The following is a 17,563-nucleotide window of genomic DNA, read 5'->3' on the forward strand; positions in this document are numbered from 1 at the left end:
AAAGTAAATGTGGGAGCGGGCTTGCTCGCGAAGAGGCCATCACATCCAACATCATCGTTGGCTGTTACGGCGCCTTCGCGAGCAAGCCCGCTCCCACAGGGGATCTGTGTCACTCGGGAGCCCGATGTTCGATCGGGCTCCACACAGGCTTACAACTTGATCCAGGTCGCCTTCAGCTCCGTGTACTTGTCGAACGCGTGCAATGACTTGTCGCGACCGTTGCCGGACTGTTTGAAGCCACCGAACGGCGCGGTCATGTCGCCGCCATCGTACTGGTTGACCCAAACGCTACCCGCACGCAATGCCTTGGCGGTGAGGTGGGCCTTCGAGATGTCCGTGGTCCATACTGCCGCCGCGAGGCCGTAAGGGGTGTCGTTGGCAATCGCAACGGCTTCTTCGGCGGTATCGAAAGTGATCACCGACAACACCGGGCCAAAGATTTCTTCCTGGGCAATTTTCATCGCGTTGCTGACACCGTCGAAAATCGTCGGCTCGACGTAGGTGCCCCCGGTTTCCTGAAGAATACGCTTGCCACCAGCCACCAGTTTGGCGCCATCGGAGTGACCGGATTCGATGTAGGACAGCACGGTGTTCATCTGCTGGGTATCCACCAGCGCACCGACGTTGGTCGCCGGGTCCAGCGGATTGCCTGGCTTCCAGGCCTTGAGGGCTTCGATTACCAGCGGCAGGAATTTGTCTTTGATCGAACGCTCGACCAGCAAGCGCGAACCGGCGGTGCAGACTTCGCCCTGGTTGAAGGCAATAGCGCTGGCAGCCGATTCGGCGGCGGCTTGCAGGTCCGGCGCATCGGCGAACACGATGTTCGGGCTCTTGCCACCGGCTTCGAGCCAGACACGCTTCATGTTCGATTCGCCGGAGTAGATCAGCAGTTGCTTGGCGATCTTGGTCGAACCGGTGAACACCAAGGTGTCGACATCATTGTGCAAGGCCAGGGCCTTGCCGACGGTATGACCGTAACCCGGCAGCACGTTCAGCACACCTTTCGGGATGCCGGCTTCAACTGCCAGCGCTGCAATACGAATAGCAGTCAGCGGCGATTTTTCCGAAGGCTTGAGGATCACTGAGTTACCGGTGGACAGCGCCGGGCCGAGTTTCCAGCAGGCCATCATCAACGGGAAGTTCCACGGCACGATCGCACCGACCACACCGACCGGCTCGCGAGTCACCAGCCCCAACTGATCGTGCGGGGTGGCGGCGACTTCGTCGTAGAGCTTGTCGATGGCCTCACCACTCCAGCTCAGGGCTTGCGCCGCGCCAGGAACGTCGATGTACAGGGAATCGCTGATCGGCTTGCCCATGTCCAGGGTTTCGAGCAGGGCCAGCTCTTCGGCGTGCTGTTTCAGCAGGCCGGCAAAACGAATCATGGTGGCTTTGCGCTTGGTCGGCGCCAGGCGCGACCAGGCGCCGGAATTGAACGTGGCGCGAGCGTTTTCCACGGCGCGCTGGGCGTCGGCGGCGTCACAGCTGGCAATCTTGCCCAGCAGACGGCCATCGACAGGGCTGATGCACTCGAACGTTTCACCGGAGACTGCATCGGTGTATTCGCCATTGATGTAGGCACGGCCTTCGATCTTCAGATCGCGAGCCCGTTGTTCCCAGTCGGCACGAGTCAGGGTGGTCATACGAGTGTCCTCCTCTTATTGAATACGAGCGCCCGCGCTCTTCGCGGGTGCTGTCAGGAATTCTGCCCGGCCAGCCTGCTTTTCGGCTCAAGGCAACCGTTACCCTAAACCAGCGACGGGTGAAGTTTCAATATATTTGACAAAGGGCCGTTAAATGGCCTTGCGATGTTCATTTTAATAAACATAGACTTTCAACTTTCCAGTCAGTCGCGCCGCAATCACGTGGGAATACCAACATGAGCATTCAGGATATCGTCGATTTCAGTCAGGCCACCACCCAGCCCGATCGCTATCGGCCAGACCCGGCCAAAGTCCTCAAGGGCGACCCCGAACAAACGGTGTACAACCACTACAACAGCCCGTGCGGCCAGATGAGTGCAGGTGTCTGGGAAGGCGAAGTCGGTCAGTGGCGGGTGAACTACACCGAACACGAATACTGCGAAATCGTTCAGGGGGTGTCAGTGCTTCGCGATGACAACGGCGGCGCCAAGACCCTGCGCGTGGGCGATCGCTTCGTGATTCCGGCCGGTTTCAAAGGCACCTGGGAAGTGCTGGAGCCGTGCCGCAAGATTTATGTGGTGTTTGAACAGAAGGCTTGAGGGTTTGTGCCGCTTGAACCGACAGGCAACAAAAAAGGCCCGTATCTCGCGATACGGGCCTTTTTCGTAAGGAGGAAAAATCAATTACTTGATTTTGCCTTCTTTGTAGATCACGTGCTTACGAACAACCGGATCATATTTCTTGATCTCGATTTTGTCCGGAGTAGTGCGCTTGTTCTTGTCGGTAGTGTAGAAGTGACCAGTACCGGCGCTCGAAATCAAACGAATCAATTCACGCATGATTAGCTCCCTTAGATCTTGCCATCGCGACGGATTTCGGCCAGCACGACATCAATGCCACGCTTGTCGATGATACGCATGCCTTTGGCAGATACGCGCAGACGCACAAAACGTTTCTCGGACTCAACCCAGAAGCGGTGATGCTGCAGGTTCGGCAGGAAACGACGACGGGTTTTGTTGTTTGCGTGGGAAATGTTATTCCCAGTCACCGGACCCTTACCGGTAACTTGACAGACTCTCGACATGCCTCAGCCCTCTAAAACCACATGCCCAACCCGGCATGGGTTGGCCGCTTAATCTCTCAGTCATTTGGCGCCAGGCGCCGCGTTTCTTTAAGGGTCTTACCGGCTACACCTACAAACGAAGGAACCGGGCCCCTAGAAAAGAGCGCTGCTTTATACCAGAAAGACCAGAGAGCAACAACAACCGGTGTGAATTGAGTTGATAAAAACCCGTTTTTTCGGGCGCCGAGCGCCTTGGGCAAAGGCTAAGCCCGATAGCGACCGCTCGTCGCAGAGAATCGGCCAACGGGACAATTCAGGGTTTTTCTCAACCGTCACTCACCGAAAACAATCGCCCATACCCCCCTGAAAATGAAAAAGGGGATAGTCATTTGCAAAAGAGCCCACTAGGGTAAGCCTTTTCCAGACTGCACTTGCAGATGGGCCTTCGATCTGTAAAGGAATCCGACCATGCGCCTCGCTGCCCTACCACTGTTGCTCGCCCCGCTTCTGCTGAGCCCCCTGGCCCATGCCGCCGCCCTGAGCGTCTGCACCGAGGCCAGTCCGGAAGGGTTCGACGTGGTGCAATACAACTCGTTGACCACCACCAACGCCTCGGCCGACGTGCTGATGAACCGCCTGGTGGACTTCGACACGGCCAGCGGCAAAGTGGTCGCCAGCCTCGCGGACAGCTGGGACGTCACGCCCGACGGCCTGACCTACGTCTTCAAGTTGCATCCGCAGGTGAAATTTCACCGCACCGAGTATTTCAGCCCGACGCGCGACCTGACCGCCGAAGACGTGAAATTCAGTTTCGACCGCATGCTCGATCCGGCAAACCCGTGGCACAAAATCGCCCAGAGCGGCTTCCCGCACGCTCAGTCGATGCAGTTACCGACACTGATCAAAAAGATCGACGCCTTGGACCCGCTCACCATCCGCTTCACCCTCGATCACCCGGACTCGACGTTCCTGCCGACCCTGACCATGGGCTTCGCCTCGATCTATTCGGCCGAGTACGCCGAGCAACTGATGAAGGCCGGCACTCCGGAGAAGCTCAACAGCCAGCCGATCGGTAGCGGCCCGTTCATCTTCACGCGTTTCCAGAAAGATGCCTCGATTCGCTATAAGGCCAACCGCGACTACTTCCAGGGCAAGCCATCGGTGGACCCGTTGATCTTCGCGATCACCCCGGACGCCAACGTGCGCTTGCAGAAATTGCGCCGCAACGAGTGTCAGATCGCCCTGTCGCCGAAACCGCTGGACGTGCAGGCTGCGAAGCAGGAGCCGACCCTGAAGGTGGAAAAGACTGACGCCTTCATGACCGCATTCGTCGGCATCAATAGCCAACATCCGCCGCTGGACAAGCCGGAAGTGCGCCAGGCAATCAACCTGGCGTTCGACAAGGCCAACTACCTCAAGGCCGTATTCGAAGACACCGCCGAACCTGCCAATGGGCCCTACCCACCCAACACCTGGAGCTATGCCAAAAACTTGCCGGGCTACCCGCATGATGTCGAGAAAGCCCGGGCATTGATGGCCAAGGCCGGGCTCAAGAACGGTTTTCAGACCACCATCTGGACCCGTCCTTCCGGCAGCCTGCTGAACCCCAACCCGAGCCTCGGTGCGCAATTGCTTCAGTCCGACCTGGCGGAAATCGGCATTCAAGCAGAGATCCGCGTGATCGAATGGGGCGAACTGATTCGCCGCGCCAAGGCCGGCGAGCATGACCTGCTGTTCATGGGCTGGGCCGGCGACAACGGTGACCCGGACAACTTCCTCACGCCGCAGTTTTCCTGTGCGGCGATCAAAGCCGGCACCAACTTCGCCCGTTACTGCAACCAGGATCTGGACAAGCTGATCAGCGCCGGCAAGACCACTGGCGAGCAAGGTGTACGCACCAAGCTCTACGAACAGGCCCAGGCGCAAATACAGCAACAGGCATTGTGGCTGCCACTGGCCCACCCCACGGCCTTCGCCCTGACGCGCAAAGACGTCGAGGGTTATCGGGTCAGCCCGTTTGGCCGGCAGGATTACTCCAAGGTCAACTTCAAGTAATCAGCGTCACCACAAAAGCCGTGGGAGCAGGCTCGCTCACAGTGACTCATCTAGCCTTTCCTCTTCACATCCACCCGTACTCGGCCATGGACAACGGATCGCCATCACCGACGATGAAATGGTCGAGCACCCGCACATCAATCAGGTCCAGCGCTTCTTGCAGGCGCTTGGTCAGCATCCGGTCGGCTTGACTGGGATTGGAGTTACCCGACGGATGGTTGTGGCAGAGGATCAACGCTGCGGCGTTGTGGGCCAAAGCGCGTTTAACCACTTGTCTTGGATAGACACTGGTACTGTCGATGGAGCCGCGAAACAGCACTTCAAAGGTCAGCACTTGATGTTTTGAATCCAGAAACAGACAGCCGAATACCTCGTGAGGCTCATGGCGCAGCATCGACTTCAGGTAATCACGAACCGCCTGCGGATTTTCCAGTGCCGATTTCTGGCGCACACGTTCGGCTAAATGCCGCCTGCCCATTTCCTGTGCCGCTTGCAACTGAGCGAATTTCGCCGGCCCGAGCCCCAATTGCCTGCTGAATGCAGTTTGATCGGCTTCGAGCAGTAAACGCAGGCTGCCAAACTGACTCAACAGATGCCGTGCCAGATCTACTGCACTTTTACCCGATACACCGGTGCGTAAAAAAATCGCTAGCAACTCGGCGTCCGAAAGACTCGCCGAACCCAACTCAAGTAACCTCTCCCGCGGTCGCTCCGCCGCTGGCCAATCGCGAATGCTCATAACACCTCCATGTAAGTGGGCGCCGCTGTTCCGTAGCGGTCGCTGTGATATCGTAGCCCATCTTTTTTGCGGGCGATTTCACCCCTGGGGAGGGGGTATCGCCATGCAGTCATCAACGAAATGAAAGGCAGACCTATGCAGCGGCTGTATCGGAAACGCATCGTTCTGGGCGTCGGCGGCGGCATTGCTGCCTACAAGAGCGCCGAGCTGGTTCGCCGCCTGATCGACCAGGGCGCCGAAGTGCGCGTGGTCATGACCCGTGGCGGCAGCGAATTCATTACCCCGCTGACCATGCAGGCCCTGTCCGGGCACCCGGTCCACCTGGACCTGCTGGACCCGGCGGCCGAAGCCGCCATGGGTCACATCGAACTGGCCAAATGGGCCGACCTGGTATTGATCGCCCCCGCCACTGCGGACCTGATCGCTCGCCTGGCCCAAGGCATTGCCAACGACCTGCTGACCACGCTGGTGCTGGCCACCGACGCGGTAGTCGCCGTGGCGCCGGCGATGAATCAAGCCATGTGGCGCGACCCGGCGACCCAGGCCAACCTGCAAACCCTCGCAAGCCGCGACTTCAAAGTCTTCGGCCCGGCCTCCGGCAGCCAGGCCTGCGGCGACGTCGGCATGGGCCGCATGCTCGAAGCCACCGACCTCGCCCAGTGCGCGGCAGACTGCTTCCAGCGCCAGGCGCTGACCGGCAAACACGTGCTGATCACCGCCGGCCCGACCCAGGAAAACATCGACCCGGTGCGCTACATCACCAACCACAGCTCCGGCAAAATGGGCTTTGCCCTGGCCGAAGCCGCGGTAGAAGCCGGCGCCCGCGTGACCCTGATCACCGGCCCGGTGCACCTGCCGACTCCGGATCGCGTCACGCGCATCGACGTGGTCAGCGCCCGGGACATGCTCGCCGCTTGTGAAGCCGCGATTCCTTGCGACCTGTTCATCGCCTCGGCAGCGGTCGCGGACTACCGTCCGGAAGTCGTGGCCCCACAGAAACTCAAGAAAGACCCTACAAGCGGCGACGGCTTGTTGCTACAGATGGTACGCAACCCAGACATTCTGGCCACCATCGCCACCCGTCCCGACCGTCCGTTCAGTGTCGGCTTTGCCGCCGAAACCGAACACCTGCTCGACTACGCTGCCCGCAAGTTGAAAGACAAGAACCTCGACCTGATCGTCGCCAACGACGTCGCCAACCCGAGTATTGGCTTCAACAGCGAAGAAAACGCCTGCAGCGTGATCGACCGTGAGCTGCACGCCACTATTTTTGCCCAGACCAGCAAAGGCAAGATTGCCCGCCAGCTGATCACTTTTATCGCCGAACGTCTGAACCAGGTTTAATTTACATGCACGCTTTGCAAGCCAAGATCCTCGACCCACGCATCGGCAGCGAATTTCCGCTGCCGCAGTACGCCACGCCAGGCTCCGCCGGCCTCGACCTGCGCGCCATGCTGGAAAAAGACACTGTCATCAAGCCGGGCGAGACCCTGCTGATCCCTACCGGCCTGTCGGTATATATCGGCGATCCGGGCCTGGCGGCCTTGATTCTGCCGCGCTCCGGCCTGGGCCATAAGCACGGCATCGTGCTGGGCAACCTGGTCGGCCTGATCGACTCCGATTACCAGGGCCCGCTGATGGTGTCGTGCTGGAACCGTGGCCAGACCGATTTCAACATGGTCGTTGGCGAACGCCTCGCACAACTTGTTCTGGTACCAGTGGTTCAAGCGCACTTCGAAATGGTCGAAGAGTTTGTCGAAACCCAGCGCGGCACCGGCGGCTTCGGACATTCCGGCAGCCACTGATATGCCCCCTGTGGCGAGTGAGCTTGCTCGCGCTGGAAAGCGTAGCGGCCCCATGATTCTGGCAACAATTGCCGACTTGGTGAGTGCCGCGCACTCAAGCGGGAGCAAGCTCCCTCGCCACAAATCACACAGACGTCATCTGGAAGGTTTACCACTGAAAATCAAGGCATTGATCGACCCAATACTCGTCGACATTGGTGACATGGCCTTTTCGCACCACGAACTCTCTGCGGAAAACGCCGTCATACCCTTCAGTCCGAGCCAGCCGACGAGTTCTTCGCCGGCAGGTCTAGCCACTTTCGAGATGGAGCATTCCTACAGATGAGCACCCCAGCCCAAGTCGCACCCAAGTTCCCCGACAGCATCTTCCGCGCCTACGACATTCGTGGCACCGTCCCGGAATTCTTGAACGCGGAAACGGCTTATTGGCTCGGCCGCGCCATCGGCTCCCAGAGCCTGGCCCAGGGCGAGCCCAATGTGTCCGTCGGCCGCGACGGTCGCCTGTCCGGCCCGGAACTGGTGGAACAACTGATTCAGGGCCTGGCCGACAGCGGTTGCCACGTCAGCGACGTCGGCCTGGTGCCAACGCCAGCGCTGTACTACGCCGCCAACGTACTGGCCGGCAAATCCGGGGTGATGCTCACCGGCAGCCACAACCCGTCGAACTACAACGGCTTCAAGATCGTCATTGCTGGCGATACCCTGGCCAACGAACAGATCCAGGCCCTGCACGACCGACTCAAGACCAACAACCTGAGCAGCGGCAAGGGCAGCATCACCAAGGTCGAGATCCTCGACCGCTACAACACCGAAATCGTCCAGGACATCAAACTCGCCCGCCGCCTGAAAGTGGTGGTCGATTGCGGCAATGGCGCGGCCGGCGTGATTGCCCCGCAACTGATCGAAGCCCTGAACTGCGAAGTCATCCCGCTGTTCTGCGATGTCGATGGCAACTTCCCGAACCATCACCCGGACCCGGGCAAGCTGGAAAACCTGGTAGACCTGATCGCCAAGGTCAAGGAAACCAACGCCGACCTGGGCCTGGCCTTCGACGGTGATGGCGACCGCGTGGGCGTGGTCACCAACACCGGCAGCGTCGTGTTCCCGGACCGCCTGCTGATGCTGTTCGCCAAGGATGTGGTAGCACGCAACCCCGACGCGGAAATCATCTTCGACGTCAAATGCACCCGTCGCCTGATCCCGCTGATCAAAGAATATGGCGGTCGCCCACTGATGTGGAAAACAGGTCACTCGCTGATCAAAAAGAAAATGAAACAATCCGGCGCCCTGTTGGCCGGCGAAATGAGCGGGCATATCTTCTTCAAGGAGCGCTGGTTCGGTTTCGACGACGGCATTTACAGCGCCGCGCGGCTGCTGGAGATCCTCAGCAAAGAGAAATCCACCGCGGAAGAGTTGTTCGCGACCTTCCCGAACGATATTTCTACGCCGGAAATCAATATCCATGTGACCGAAGAGAGCAAATTCAGCATCATTGATGCACTGCACGACGCACAGTGGGGTGAAGGCGCCGACCTGACCACCATTGACGGCGTGCGAGTCGACTATGCCAAAGGCTGGGGCCTGGTTCGCGCCTCCAACACCACACCGGTGCTGGTGCTGCGCTTCGAGGCCGATGACGAGGCTGAATTGCAGCGCATCAAGGATGTATTCCACGTCCAGCTGAAGCGCGTTGCACCTGATCTCCAACTACCGTTTTGATCTATTGAAGCACCCGGAGCCCTGAATGACCCTCGAACGCGAAGCCGCCGCCAACACCGCCAAGGTCCTGTCCGAAGCGCTGCCTTACATTCGCCGCTATGTCGGCAAGACGCTGGTGATCAAATACGGCGGCAACGCGATGGAAAGCGAGGAGCTGAAAACCGGCTTCGCCCGCGACATCGTGCTGATGAAAGCCGTGGGCATCAACCCGGTGGTGGTTCACGGCGGCGGCCCGCAAATCGGCGACCTGCTCAAGCGACTGTCGATCGAGAGCCACTTTGTCGATGGCATGCGCGTCACCGACGCCGCGACCATGGACGTGGTGGAAATGGTCCTCGGCGGCCAGGTCAACAAGGACATCGTCAACCTGATCAACCGTCACGGCGGCAGCGCCATCGGCCTGACCGGTAAAGACGCCGAGCTGATTCGCGCGAAGAAGCTCACCGTCACCCGCCAGACCCCTGAGATGACCCAGCCGGAAATCATCGACATCGGCCACGTCGGCGAAGTGGTCGGGATCAACACCGACCTGCTGAACCTGCTGGTCAAAGGCGATTTCATTCCGGTGATCGCGCCGATCGGCGTCGGTGCCAACGGCGAGTCGTACAACATCAACGCCGATCTGGTGGCCGGTAAAGTGGCCGAGGCTCTGAAAGCTGAGAAGCTGATGCTGCTGACCAACATTGCCGGCCTGATGGACAAGAGCGGCAAGGTCCTGACCGGCCTGAGCACCCAGCAAGTCGACGACCTGATCGCCGACGGCACCATCTACGGCGGCATGCTGCCGAAGATCCGTTGCGCGCTGGAAGCGGTACAGGGTGGCGTGGGCAGCTCGCTGATCATTGATGGTCGGGTGCCAAATGCAATTCTGCTGGAAATCTTCACCGACACCGGTGTGGGTACGCTGATCAGCAATCGCAAGCGTCCCTGATTCAAAACCTTAAAAAGATCGCAGCCTTCGGCAGCACCTACGGATTTCGGATGTACGAAAAACCTGTAGGAGCTGACGAAGTCTGCGATCTTTTTTATGCGCGCCGGAAATGCCTGACCTGATTGGGCGAAACGTCCGACTTCACGAAGGAAGCAATCTGCATAGGATCTTCTCTGAATCCACAGGAGGTCTACCCATGCAAAAAGACTACGTCCCTTACGGCAGCGATGTTTCACCTGGCACCTATGCCTGTGTCGATTGCGGTCACGAATACTCGAATCAGGGCAAAACATCGATGCCGCCCTGCCCGCAACTCCGCAAGACCGCACACACCCGTCATGGCTGGAGAATTCTGACTGGCCAGGGCGATGCTGTGGCTGATCCGTACCCGGAGAAAACCAATGAACCCAGCGGGATCAAAAAAGCCGAGACATTCAGCAGCACCAGCAAAAAATAATGCTGGGGGACTGGGCCATACATAAACAAAAGACCCCGCTCAACATGCTGAGCGGGGTCTTTTGCTGTCTGCAATCCCTGTGGGAGCGTGATTACACGCCGAACTGGGCGCGGTAGGCTTCAACCGCAGGCAAATGTTGCTTGAGCTGCGGATCGTCAGCCAGGAACTCCAGCACCTGGTTCAGCGAAACGATGCTGATCACCGGAATGCCGAAGTCACGTTCCACTTCCTGGATGGCCGACAACTCACCATTGCCACGCTCCTGACGGTTCAGGGCGATCAGCACACCGGCAGCTTTGGCGCCGTCCTGGGAAGCGATGATCTGCATCACTTCGCGGATGGCGGTGCCCGCGGTGATCACGTCGTCGATGATCAGCACGTCGCCAGTCAATGGCGCGCCAACCAGGCTGCCACCTTCGCCGTGGGCCTTGGCTTCCTTGCGATTGAAGCACCATGGCAGGTCACGGTCGTGATGTTCGGCCAGTGCCACGGCGGTGGCTGCCGCCAACGGGATGCCTTTGTAGGCCGGGCCGAACAGTACGTCGAAGGAAATACCGCTCTCGACGATGGCTGCCGCATAGAAACGGCCCAGCTGTGCCAGGGCCTTCCCTGAGTTGAACAGGCCGGCATTGAAGAAGTATGGACTGGTGCGCCCGGACTTCAGGGTGAACTCACCGAAGCGCAAAACGCCGCGATCGATGGCAAAACGAATGAAATCGCGTTGATACGCTTGCATGAAAAAAACCCCAAATACCACGGATTTAGCTAATTAGGTAGACGCCGTGTATCATACCCGCACGCGATTTTTGGGGCCACTTATGCGGATCATCAGTGTGAACGTCAATGGTATTCAGGCTGCAGTCGAGCGTGGTTTGCTCAGTTGGCTGCAAGCACAGAATGCCGACGTCATCTGCCTGCAGGACACCCGCGCCTCCGCCTTTGAACTGGACGATCCAGCCTTCCAACTGGATGGCTACTTCCTTTATGCCTGCGAAGCCGAAGTTCCCGCCCAAGGTGGCGTGGCTTTGTACTCGCGGTTGCAACCGAAGGCTGTCATCAGCGGTCTCGGCTTCGAGACGGCCGACCGCTACGGGCGCTACCTGCAAGCCGATTTCGACAAGGTCAGCATCGCGACCTTGCTGCTCCCTTCGGGGCAGAATGGCGATGAAGACTTGAACCAGAAGTTCAAGCTAATGGACGACTTCGCCCGTTATCTGGATAAACAGCGACGCAAACGTCGCGAGTACATTTATTGTGGCTCGCTGTACGTGGCGCAACAGAAGCTGGATATCAAGAACTGGCGCGACAGCCAGCAATCCCCGGGCTTCCTGGCGCCTGAGCGTGCCTGGATGGACGAGATTGTCGGCAACATGGGTTATGTCGACGCCCTGCGGGAAGTCAGCCGCGAAGGCGACCAGTACAGCTGGTGGCCGGACAACGAACAGGCCGAGATGCTCAACCTGGGCTGGCGTTTCGACTACCAGTTGCTGACCCCTGGCCTGCGCCGCTTCGTACGCAGCGCACGCCTGCCACGTCAGCCACGGTTCTCGCAGCACGCACCGTTGATCGTGGACTACGACTGGACGCTGACGATCTAAGCGTCTTTTCGCAGATGCAAAAAAGCCGACATTGCTGTCGGCTTTTTTGTGCGTGCTGATTTTTACTGCCTGTTATTTGATCAACCGCCAGGTGAAGGGATAGCGGTAAGGCACCCCGTCATTGGCCTTGAGCCCGGCAATGATGCACAGCACCATCGCCCCGATCAGGACCAGCGGCAGCAGCGCAAAACCGATCAACACCAGCATCAGCACGTAACAGATGCCCGAGACCAGGGCCACGGTAATCTGAAAGTTCAGCGCTTCTTTGCCTTGGGCATCGATGAACGGGTCGGCTTCACGCTTCCACTGCCAGAGTATCAGCGGCCCGATCAGGTGACCGAACGGAAACCAGACACCGAGAAACGCCGAGAGGTGACAAAACATCGCCCACTGGCGAGCCTCGGAGCTCGGGGTGGGAAGCAACTGCTGTTCATCACTCATGGCGCTCTCCTTTGCCGGACATCAAAACAATCAGTCAGCCAGTGCAGCCTTCTGCAGTTCGAAAATCTCGATCATGCCTTTCTTCGCCAGTGCCAGCATCGCGTTCAGCTCTTCCGGCTGGAACGGTGCGCCTTCGGCAGTGCCCTGGACTTCGATGAAACCACCAGTGCTGGTCATCACCACGTTGAGGTCAGTCTCGGCAGCCGAGTCTTCCAGGTAGTCGAGGTCAAGCACAGGTTCGCCCTGATACATGCCTACCGAAACGGCAGCGATCATTTGCTTGAGCGGGTCGCCACCTTTGAGGCCGCCGCGCTTCTTGATCACTTTCAAGGCATCGACCAGTGCAACCATGGCGCCGGTGATGGACGCGGTGCGGGTGCCGCCATCAGCCTGGATCACGTCGCAGTCGACGTACAAGGTGACGTCGCCCAGCTTGGACATGTCCAGCGCAGCGCGCAGGGAACGACCGATCAGCCGCTGGATTTCCAGAGTGCGGCCGCCTTGCTTGCCGCGGCTCGCCTCACGCTGGTTACGCTCGCCAGTGGCGCGCGGCAGCATGCCGTATTCAGCGGTCAACCAGCCCTGGCCCTGCCCCTTGAGGAAACGCGGCACGCCGTTCTCGACGCTGACGGTGCAGATGACCTTGGTATCACCGAACTCGACCAGTACAGATCCCTCGGCGTGTTTGGTGTAGTTGCGGGTAATGCGGATCGAGCGGAGCTGATCGGCAGCGCGACCACTTGGACGTTTCATAGGGATTACCTGTACGGGGGACGGAAAACTGCCGAGCATTATAGAGCCGTGGGCCGCGAGTGGGCACTTCTAAAAAAATCACCCGACGATTGAAGGCTCTGAATAGAGCGTAGCCGACGGCCTGCAGCCCATTGTCACAGCGTGTGATTGGGCGCATCCGCCCCACTGCGCTACAATCCTGCGCCTTTGCTGCCTGTCGGCTTTAATTCACAGATAGCGGGTCCGCGAACCATGGGTTACGCGCCGACCTGCATTGCGAGGTACCTCCATGGTGCACAGCATGACCGCCTTCGCCCGCGTCGAGAAAGCCGGCGTCCAGGGCACCCTGAGCTGGGAGCTGCGCTCGGTCAACAGCCGCTACCTGGAACCCCATCTGCGCCTGCCGGAATCTTTCCGCGACCTCGAGGGCGCCGTCCGCGAAGCCCTGCGCCAGGGAATTTCCCGGGGCAAGCTCGAATGCACCCTGCGTTTCACCGAAGAAAGCACTGGCAAACCGCTGCAAGTGGACCGCGAGCGCGCCGCGCAATTGGTCGCTGCCGCCGAGACCGTCGCCAGCCTGATCAAGAACCCTGCCGCGCTGAACCCGCTGGAAGTCCTGGCCTGGCCCGGCGTGCTGGTGGCCGACGCCGCCGACCCGCAAGCGCTGAATGCCGAAGCCATGGCGCTGTTCAACCAAGGCCTGAAAGAACTCAAGGCCGGCCGCGAGCGCGAAGGCGCGGAGCTGGCGCGGTTGATCAACGAACGCCTGACGTCCATTGAAGAAGATGTGGTGATCCTGCGTGAGCTGGTCCCGCAGATGCTCGCCACGCAGCGTCAGAAAGTCCTCGACCGCTTCACCGACATGAAGGCCGACCTCGACCCGCAGCGCCTGGAGCAGGAAATGGTCATGCTCGCGCAAAAGAGCGACGTCGCCGAAGAACTGGATCGCCTGAGCACTCACATCATCGAAGTTCGCCGGGTGCTCAAATCCGGCGGCGCTGCCGGTCGACGCCTGGATTTCCTGATGCAGGAGCTCAACCGCGAAGCCAACACACTGGGCTCCAAAGCCTTCGACCCGCGCAGCACCCAAGCGGCGGTCAACCTCAAGGTGTTGATCGAGCAGATGCGCGAACAAGTACAGAATATTGAGTAAGGCAAACCTGACATGACCCACAGTACCGGCACCCTGTACATCATTTCCGCACCTTCGGGTGCGGGCAAGAGCAGCCTGGTCAAAGCCCTGACCGACGCTGATCAGGAGATCCGCGTCTCGGTCTCCCACACCACCCGCGCCATGCGCCCTGGTGAAGTGAACGGCGTGAACTATCACTTCGTCGAACGCAGCGAGTTCGTGAAGATGATCGAGCACGGAGATTTCCTCGAGCGCGCCGAAGTGTTCGGCAATCTCTATGGCACTTCGCAAAGCCACCTGCAGCAGACCCTGGATGAAGGCCACGACCTGATTCTGGAAATTGACTGGCAGGGTGCAGAGCAAGTGCGCAAGTTGATGCCCCAGGCCCGTTCGATCTTCATTCTGCCGCCGTCCCTGGAGGCCCTGCACCAACGCCTGACCAATCGCGGCCAGGACAGTGACGAGATCATCGAAGGCCGGATGCGCGAAGCCGTCAGCGAGATGAGCCATTACGTCGACTACGATTACCTGATCATCAACGACAATTTCGCCCACGCACTGGACGATCTGAAGGCGATTTTCCGCGCCAACCAGCTGCATCAGAAGCGTCAGCAGCAGCGTCATGGCAAATTATTAGCTGAATTGCTCGGCTAATCAGCTCTTCCCAAAACCGCTGCAAGGGCTTTACATTGGTGCTTATAGCGCGTTGAAGAGCCTGGTCAAAAAATCAGCGCTTCCCTAATCGCTGGTGATTTTTTAAACTGTTGAGTCCGCTCGCCCAACCGGGCAGCGCGCATATTGCATTCGCTCCGAGGAATACCATGGCCCGCGTAACCGTTGAAGACTGCCTAGAACACGTGGAAAACCGCTTTGAGCTGGTCATGCTCTCTACCAAGCGTGCCCGTCAACTGGCCACTGGTGGCAAAGAGCCCCTGGTTCAGTGGGAAAACGACAAGCCTACAGTTGTAGCGCTGCGTGAAATCGCTGAAGGCCTGATGAGCTACGAGTTCATCGCCAACGCTGAAATCGTCGAAGACGAACCGCTGTTCGCAGCGTTCGAGGACGAGTCCAACGAGGCAGTATAAGCCATGCCTGGTCGACGTAGCACGGCGCGGGGTCATAGCAAACGGCAGGAATTATCATGCCGAGCATAGACGCCCTCGCCGATCGCTTATCGACCTACCTCGGCAAGGACCAGGTCAACCTGGTCCGCCGAGCGTACTTCTACGCCGAACAAGCCCACGACGGTCAACGCCGCCGCAGCGGTGAGGCGTACGTCACGCATCCTCTTGCGGTGGCGAATATTCTTGCCGACATGCACATGGACCATCAAAGCTTGATGGCTGCAATGCTGCATGACGTGATCGAAGACACCGGTATTGCCAAGGAAGCGCTGCAAGCGCAGTTCGGCGAAACCGTGGCCGAACTGGTCGACGGGGTCAGCAAACTGACCCAGATGAACTTCGAGACCAAAGCCGAAGCCCAGGCCGAAAACTTCCAGAAAATGGCCATGGCCATGGCGCGCGACATTCGCGTGATCCTGGTCAAGCTGGCCGACCGCCTGCACAACATGCGTACCCTGGAAGTGCTGTCCGGCGAAAAACGCCGGCGGATCGCCAAGGAAACCCTGGAAATCTATGCGCCCATCGCCAACCGGCTGGGCATGCACGCCATCCGCATAGAATTCGAAGACCTCGGCTTCAAGGCCATGCACCCGATGCGTTCCGCGCGGATCAACCAGGCGGTCAAACGCGCCCGGGGCAACCGCAAGGAAATCGTCAACAAGATCGAAGAGTCCCTCAGCCACTGCCTGGCCATCGACGGCATCCAGGGTGAGGTCAGCGGTCGTCAGAAACACCTCTATGGCATCTACAAAAAAATGCGCGGCAAGCGTCGGGCCTTCAACGAGATCATGGACGTCTACGCGTTCCGGATCATCGTCGACAAGGTCGATACTTGCTACCGCGTGCTGGGTGCTGTGCATAATTTGTACAAACCGTTGCCGGGGCGCTTCAAGGATTACATCGCGATCCCCAAGGCCAACGGCTACCAGTCGCTGCATACCACGCTGTTCGGCATGCACGGTGTACCGATCGAGATCCAGATCCGCACCCGTGAAATGGAAGAGATGGCCAACAATGGCATCGCCGCCCATTGGCTGTACAAATCCAGCGGCGACGAACAGCCCAAAGGCACTCATGCCCGCGCCCGCCAGTGGGTCAAAGGCGTGCTGGAGATGCAGCAACGGGCCGGCAACTCGCTGGAATTCATCGAGAGCGTGAAGATCGACCTGTTCCCGGACGAGGTCTACGTGTTCACGCCCAAGGGCCGGATCATGGAGCTTCCAAAAGGCTCCACGGCGGTCGACTTCGCTTACGCGGTACACACCGACGTGGGCAACAGCTGCATTGCCTGCCGGATCAACCGTCGTCTCGCGCCGCTGTCCGAACCGCTGCAAAGCGGCTCCACGGTCGAGATCGTCAGCGCCCCCGGCGCACGGCCGAACCCGGCATGGCTCAACTTCGTGGTCACCGGCAAGGCGCGGACCCACATCCGCCATGCGCTTAAGCTGCAACGCCGCTCCGAATCCATCAGCCTCGGCGAACGCCTGCTGAACAAGGTGCTCAACGGTTTCGACAGCTCGCTGGAAAAAGTCCCGGCCGAGCGTGTGCAGTTGATGCTCCACGAATATCGCCTGGAACTGATCGAAGACCTGCTCGAAGACATCGGCCTGGGCAATCGCATGGCTTACGTGGTCGCCCGCCGCCTGCTCGGCGAAGGCGAACAGCTGCCAAGCCCGGAAGGTCCGCTGGCCATTCGCGGCACCGAAGGCCTGGTGCTCAGTTACGCCAAGTGCTGCACGCCGATCCCTGGCGACCCGATCGTTGGCCATCTGTCCGCCGGCAAAGGGATGGTGGTGCACCTGGACAACTGCCGCAACATCAGCGAAATCCGCCACAACCCGGAAAAATGCATCCAGCTCTCGTGGGCCAAGGATGTCACCGGCGAATTCAACGTCGAGCTGCGCGTCGAACTGGAACACCAGCGCGGCCTGATCGCCCTGCTGGCCAGCAGCGTCAACGCGGCCGACGGCAATATCGAAAAAATCAGCATGGACGAACGCGACGGTCGTATCAGCGTGGTCCAACTGGTGGTCAGCGTGCACGACCGCGTGCACCTGGCCCGCGTGATCAAGAAACTGCGCGCCCTGACCGGGGTCATCCGCATCACCCGCATGCGCGCGTAGC

Annotated in this window: 18 protein-coding genes and 1 pseudogene; 12 read left to right on the plus strand and 7 right to left on the minus strand. The window is 59.5% G+C overall.

Annotation, left to right across the window (positions count from 1 at the left end; translation table 11 throughout):
* Positions 1-149: 149 nt before the first annotated feature.
* Positions 150-1,643 carry an aldehyde dehydrogenase gene (locus tag PGR6_RS28005; protein WP_018927494.1) on the minus strand — a complete coding sequence of 498 codons (1,494 nt, stop codon included), beginning with the start codon at positions 1,641-1,643 and terminating at the stop codon, positions 150-152.
* Between the two features lie 236 nt (positions 1,644-1,879).
* On the opposite strand from PGR6_RS28005, the gene PGR6_RS28010 reads away from it, so the two are divergent.
* The gene (locus PGR6_RS28010; protein ID WP_018927493.1) at positions 1,880-2,242 is read left to right on the plus strand and encodes a cupin domain-containing protein; all 363 of its coding nucleotides are present in this window, start codon (positions 1,880-1,882) and stop codon (positions 2,240-2,242) included.
* Positions 2,243-2,326: 84 nt separating this feature from the next.
* Here the strand turns inward: PGR6_RS28010 and rpmG are convergent, their stop codons facing one another.
* Positions 2,327-2,482 (minus strand): 50S ribosomal protein L33, encoded by a 156-nt coding sequence (gene rpmG, locus PGR6_RS28015; RefSeq protein ID WP_003177274.1) that lies wholly within the window; start codon positions 2,480-2,482, stop codon positions 2,327-2,329.
* 11 nt (positions 2,483-2,493) lie between these two features.
* Positions 2,494-2,727 carry a 50S ribosomal protein L28 gene (rpmB, locus tag PGR6_RS28020; protein ID WP_018927492.1) on the minus strand — a complete coding sequence of 78 codons (234 nt, stop codon included), beginning with the start codon at positions 2,725-2,727 and terminating at the stop codon, positions 2,494-2,496.
* Positions 2,728-3,174: 447 nt separating this feature from the next.
* On the opposite strand from rpmB, the gene PGR6_RS28025 reads away from it, so the two are divergent.
* Positions 3,175-4,761, plus strand: a complete 1,587-nt coding sequence (locus PGR6_RS28025; protein ID WP_018927491.1) for an ABC transporter substrate-binding protein — start codon at positions 3,175-3,177, stop codon at positions 4,759-4,761.
* Between the two features lie 64 nt (positions 4,762-4,825).
* On the opposite strand, the gene radC is transcribed toward PGR6_RS28025, so the two are convergent.
* A complete protein-coding gene (gene radC, locus PGR6_RS28030; protein ID WP_064621104.1) occupies positions 4,826-5,500 on the minus strand; it encodes a RadC family protein in 675 nt (224 codons plus the stop codon).
* Positions 5,501-5,635: 135 nt separating this feature from the next.
* Here radC and coaBC point away from each other — a divergent pair, with 135 nt between their 5' ends.
* The 5 genes and pseudogenes from coaBC to PGR6_RS28060 all read left to right on the plus strand — a co-directional run bounded on the left by coaBC (position 5,636) and on the right by PGR6_RS28060 (position 10,412).
* Positions 5,636-6,844 carry a bifunctional phosphopantothenoylcysteine decarboxylase/phosphopantothenate--cysteine ligase CoaBC gene (coaBC, locus tag PGR6_RS28035; protein ID WP_064621105.1) on the plus strand — a complete coding sequence of 403 codons (1,209 nt, stop codon included), beginning with the start codon at positions 5,636-5,638 and terminating at the stop codon, positions 6,842-6,844.
* 5 nt (positions 6,845-6,849) lie between these two features.
* Positions 6,850-7,305 (plus strand): dUTP diphosphatase, encoded by a 456-nt coding sequence (gene dut, locus PGR6_RS28040; RefSeq protein WP_018927488.1) that lies wholly within the window; start codon positions 6,850-6,852, stop codon positions 7,303-7,305.
* A gap of 342 nt (positions 7,306-7,647) precedes the next feature.
* Positions 7,648-9,024, plus strand: a pseudogene (locus tag PGR6_RS28050) (phosphomannomutase/phosphoglucomutase); the annotation flags it as partial.
* A gap of 25 nt (positions 9,025-9,049) precedes the next feature.
* Positions 9,050-9,955 carry an acetylglutamate kinase gene (gene argB / locus PGR6_RS28055; RefSeq protein WP_018927486.1) on the plus strand — a complete coding sequence of 302 codons (906 nt, stop codon included), beginning with the start codon at positions 9,050-9,052 and terminating at the stop codon, positions 9,953-9,955.
* A gap of 196 nt (positions 9,956-10,151) precedes the next feature.
* Positions 10,152-10,412, plus strand: coding sequence for a hypothetical protein (locus tag PGR6_RS28060; RefSeq protein ID WP_018927485.1), 261 nt, complete (start codon positions 10,152-10,154; stop codon positions 10,410-10,412).
* A 91-nt stretch (positions 10,413-10,503) separates the two neighbouring features.
* On the opposite strand, the gene pyrE is transcribed toward PGR6_RS28060, so the two are convergent.
* Positions 10,504-11,148, minus strand: coding sequence for an orotate phosphoribosyltransferase (gene pyrE / locus PGR6_RS28065; RefSeq protein ID WP_018927484.1), 645 nt, complete (start codon positions 11,146-11,148; stop codon positions 10,504-10,506).
* 82 nt (positions 11,149-11,230) lie between these two features.
* Between pyrE and PGR6_RS28070 the strand changes: the two genes are divergently transcribed.
* Complete coding sequence (locus PGR6_RS28070; RefSeq protein WP_007934608.1) at positions 11,231-12,010, plus strand: exodeoxyribonuclease III; 780 nt, start codon at positions 11,231-11,233, stop codon at positions 12,008-12,010.
* A 72-nt stretch (positions 12,011-12,082) separates the two neighbouring features.
* Here PGR6_RS28070 and PGR6_RS28075 read toward each other — a convergent pair whose 3' ends face one another.
* The gene (locus tag PGR6_RS28075) at positions 12,083-12,451 is read right to left on the minus strand and encodes a DUF4870 domain-containing protein (RefSeq protein WP_018927483.1); all 369 of its coding nucleotides are present in this window, start codon (positions 12,449-12,451) and stop codon (positions 12,083-12,085) included.
* A gap of 30 nt (positions 12,452-12,481) precedes the next feature.
* The gene (rph, locus tag PGR6_RS28080; RefSeq protein WP_007934600.1) at positions 12,482-13,204 is read right to left on the minus strand and encodes a ribonuclease PH; all 723 of its coding nucleotides are present in this window, start codon (positions 13,202-13,204) and stop codon (positions 12,482-12,484) included.
* Between the two features lie 268 nt (positions 13,205-13,472).
* Here rph and PGR6_RS28085 point away from each other — a divergent pair, with 268 nt between their 5' ends.
* The 4 genes from PGR6_RS28085 to spoT all read left to right on the plus strand — a co-directional run bounded on the left by PGR6_RS28085 (position 13,473) and on the right by spoT (position 17,562).
* Complete coding sequence (locus PGR6_RS28085; protein ID WP_018927482.1) at positions 13,473-14,336, plus strand: YicC/YloC family endoribonuclease; 864 nt, start codon at positions 13,473-13,475, stop codon at positions 14,334-14,336.
* Positions 14,337-14,348: 12 nt separating this feature from the next.
* Entirely contained in the window at positions 14,349-14,969 is a 621-nt protein-coding gene (gene gmk, locus PGR6_RS28090; RefSeq protein WP_018927481.1) for a guanylate kinase, read from the plus strand.
* A 167-nt stretch (positions 14,970-15,136) separates the two neighbouring features.
* Positions 15,137-15,400 (plus strand): DNA-directed RNA polymerase subunit omega, encoded by a 264-nt coding sequence (gene rpoZ / locus PGR6_RS28095; RefSeq protein WP_003177259.1) that lies wholly within the window; start codon positions 15,137-15,139, stop codon positions 15,398-15,400.
* A 56-nt stretch (positions 15,401-15,456) separates the two neighbouring features.
* Positions 15,457-17,562, plus strand: a complete 2,106-nt coding sequence (gene spoT, locus PGR6_RS28100) for a bifunctional GTP diphosphokinase/guanosine-3',5'-bis pyrophosphate 3'-pyrophosphohydrolase (protein ID WP_007934594.1) — start codon at positions 15,457-15,459, stop codon at positions 17,560-17,562.
* Position 17,563 lies beyond the last annotated feature (1 nt).

Origin of the sequence: Pseudomonas sp. GR 6-02 (assembly GCF_001655615.1) — a bacterium.
Lineage (GTDB): Bacteria > Pseudomonadota > Gammaproteobacteria > Pseudomonadales > Pseudomonadaceae > Aquipseudomonas.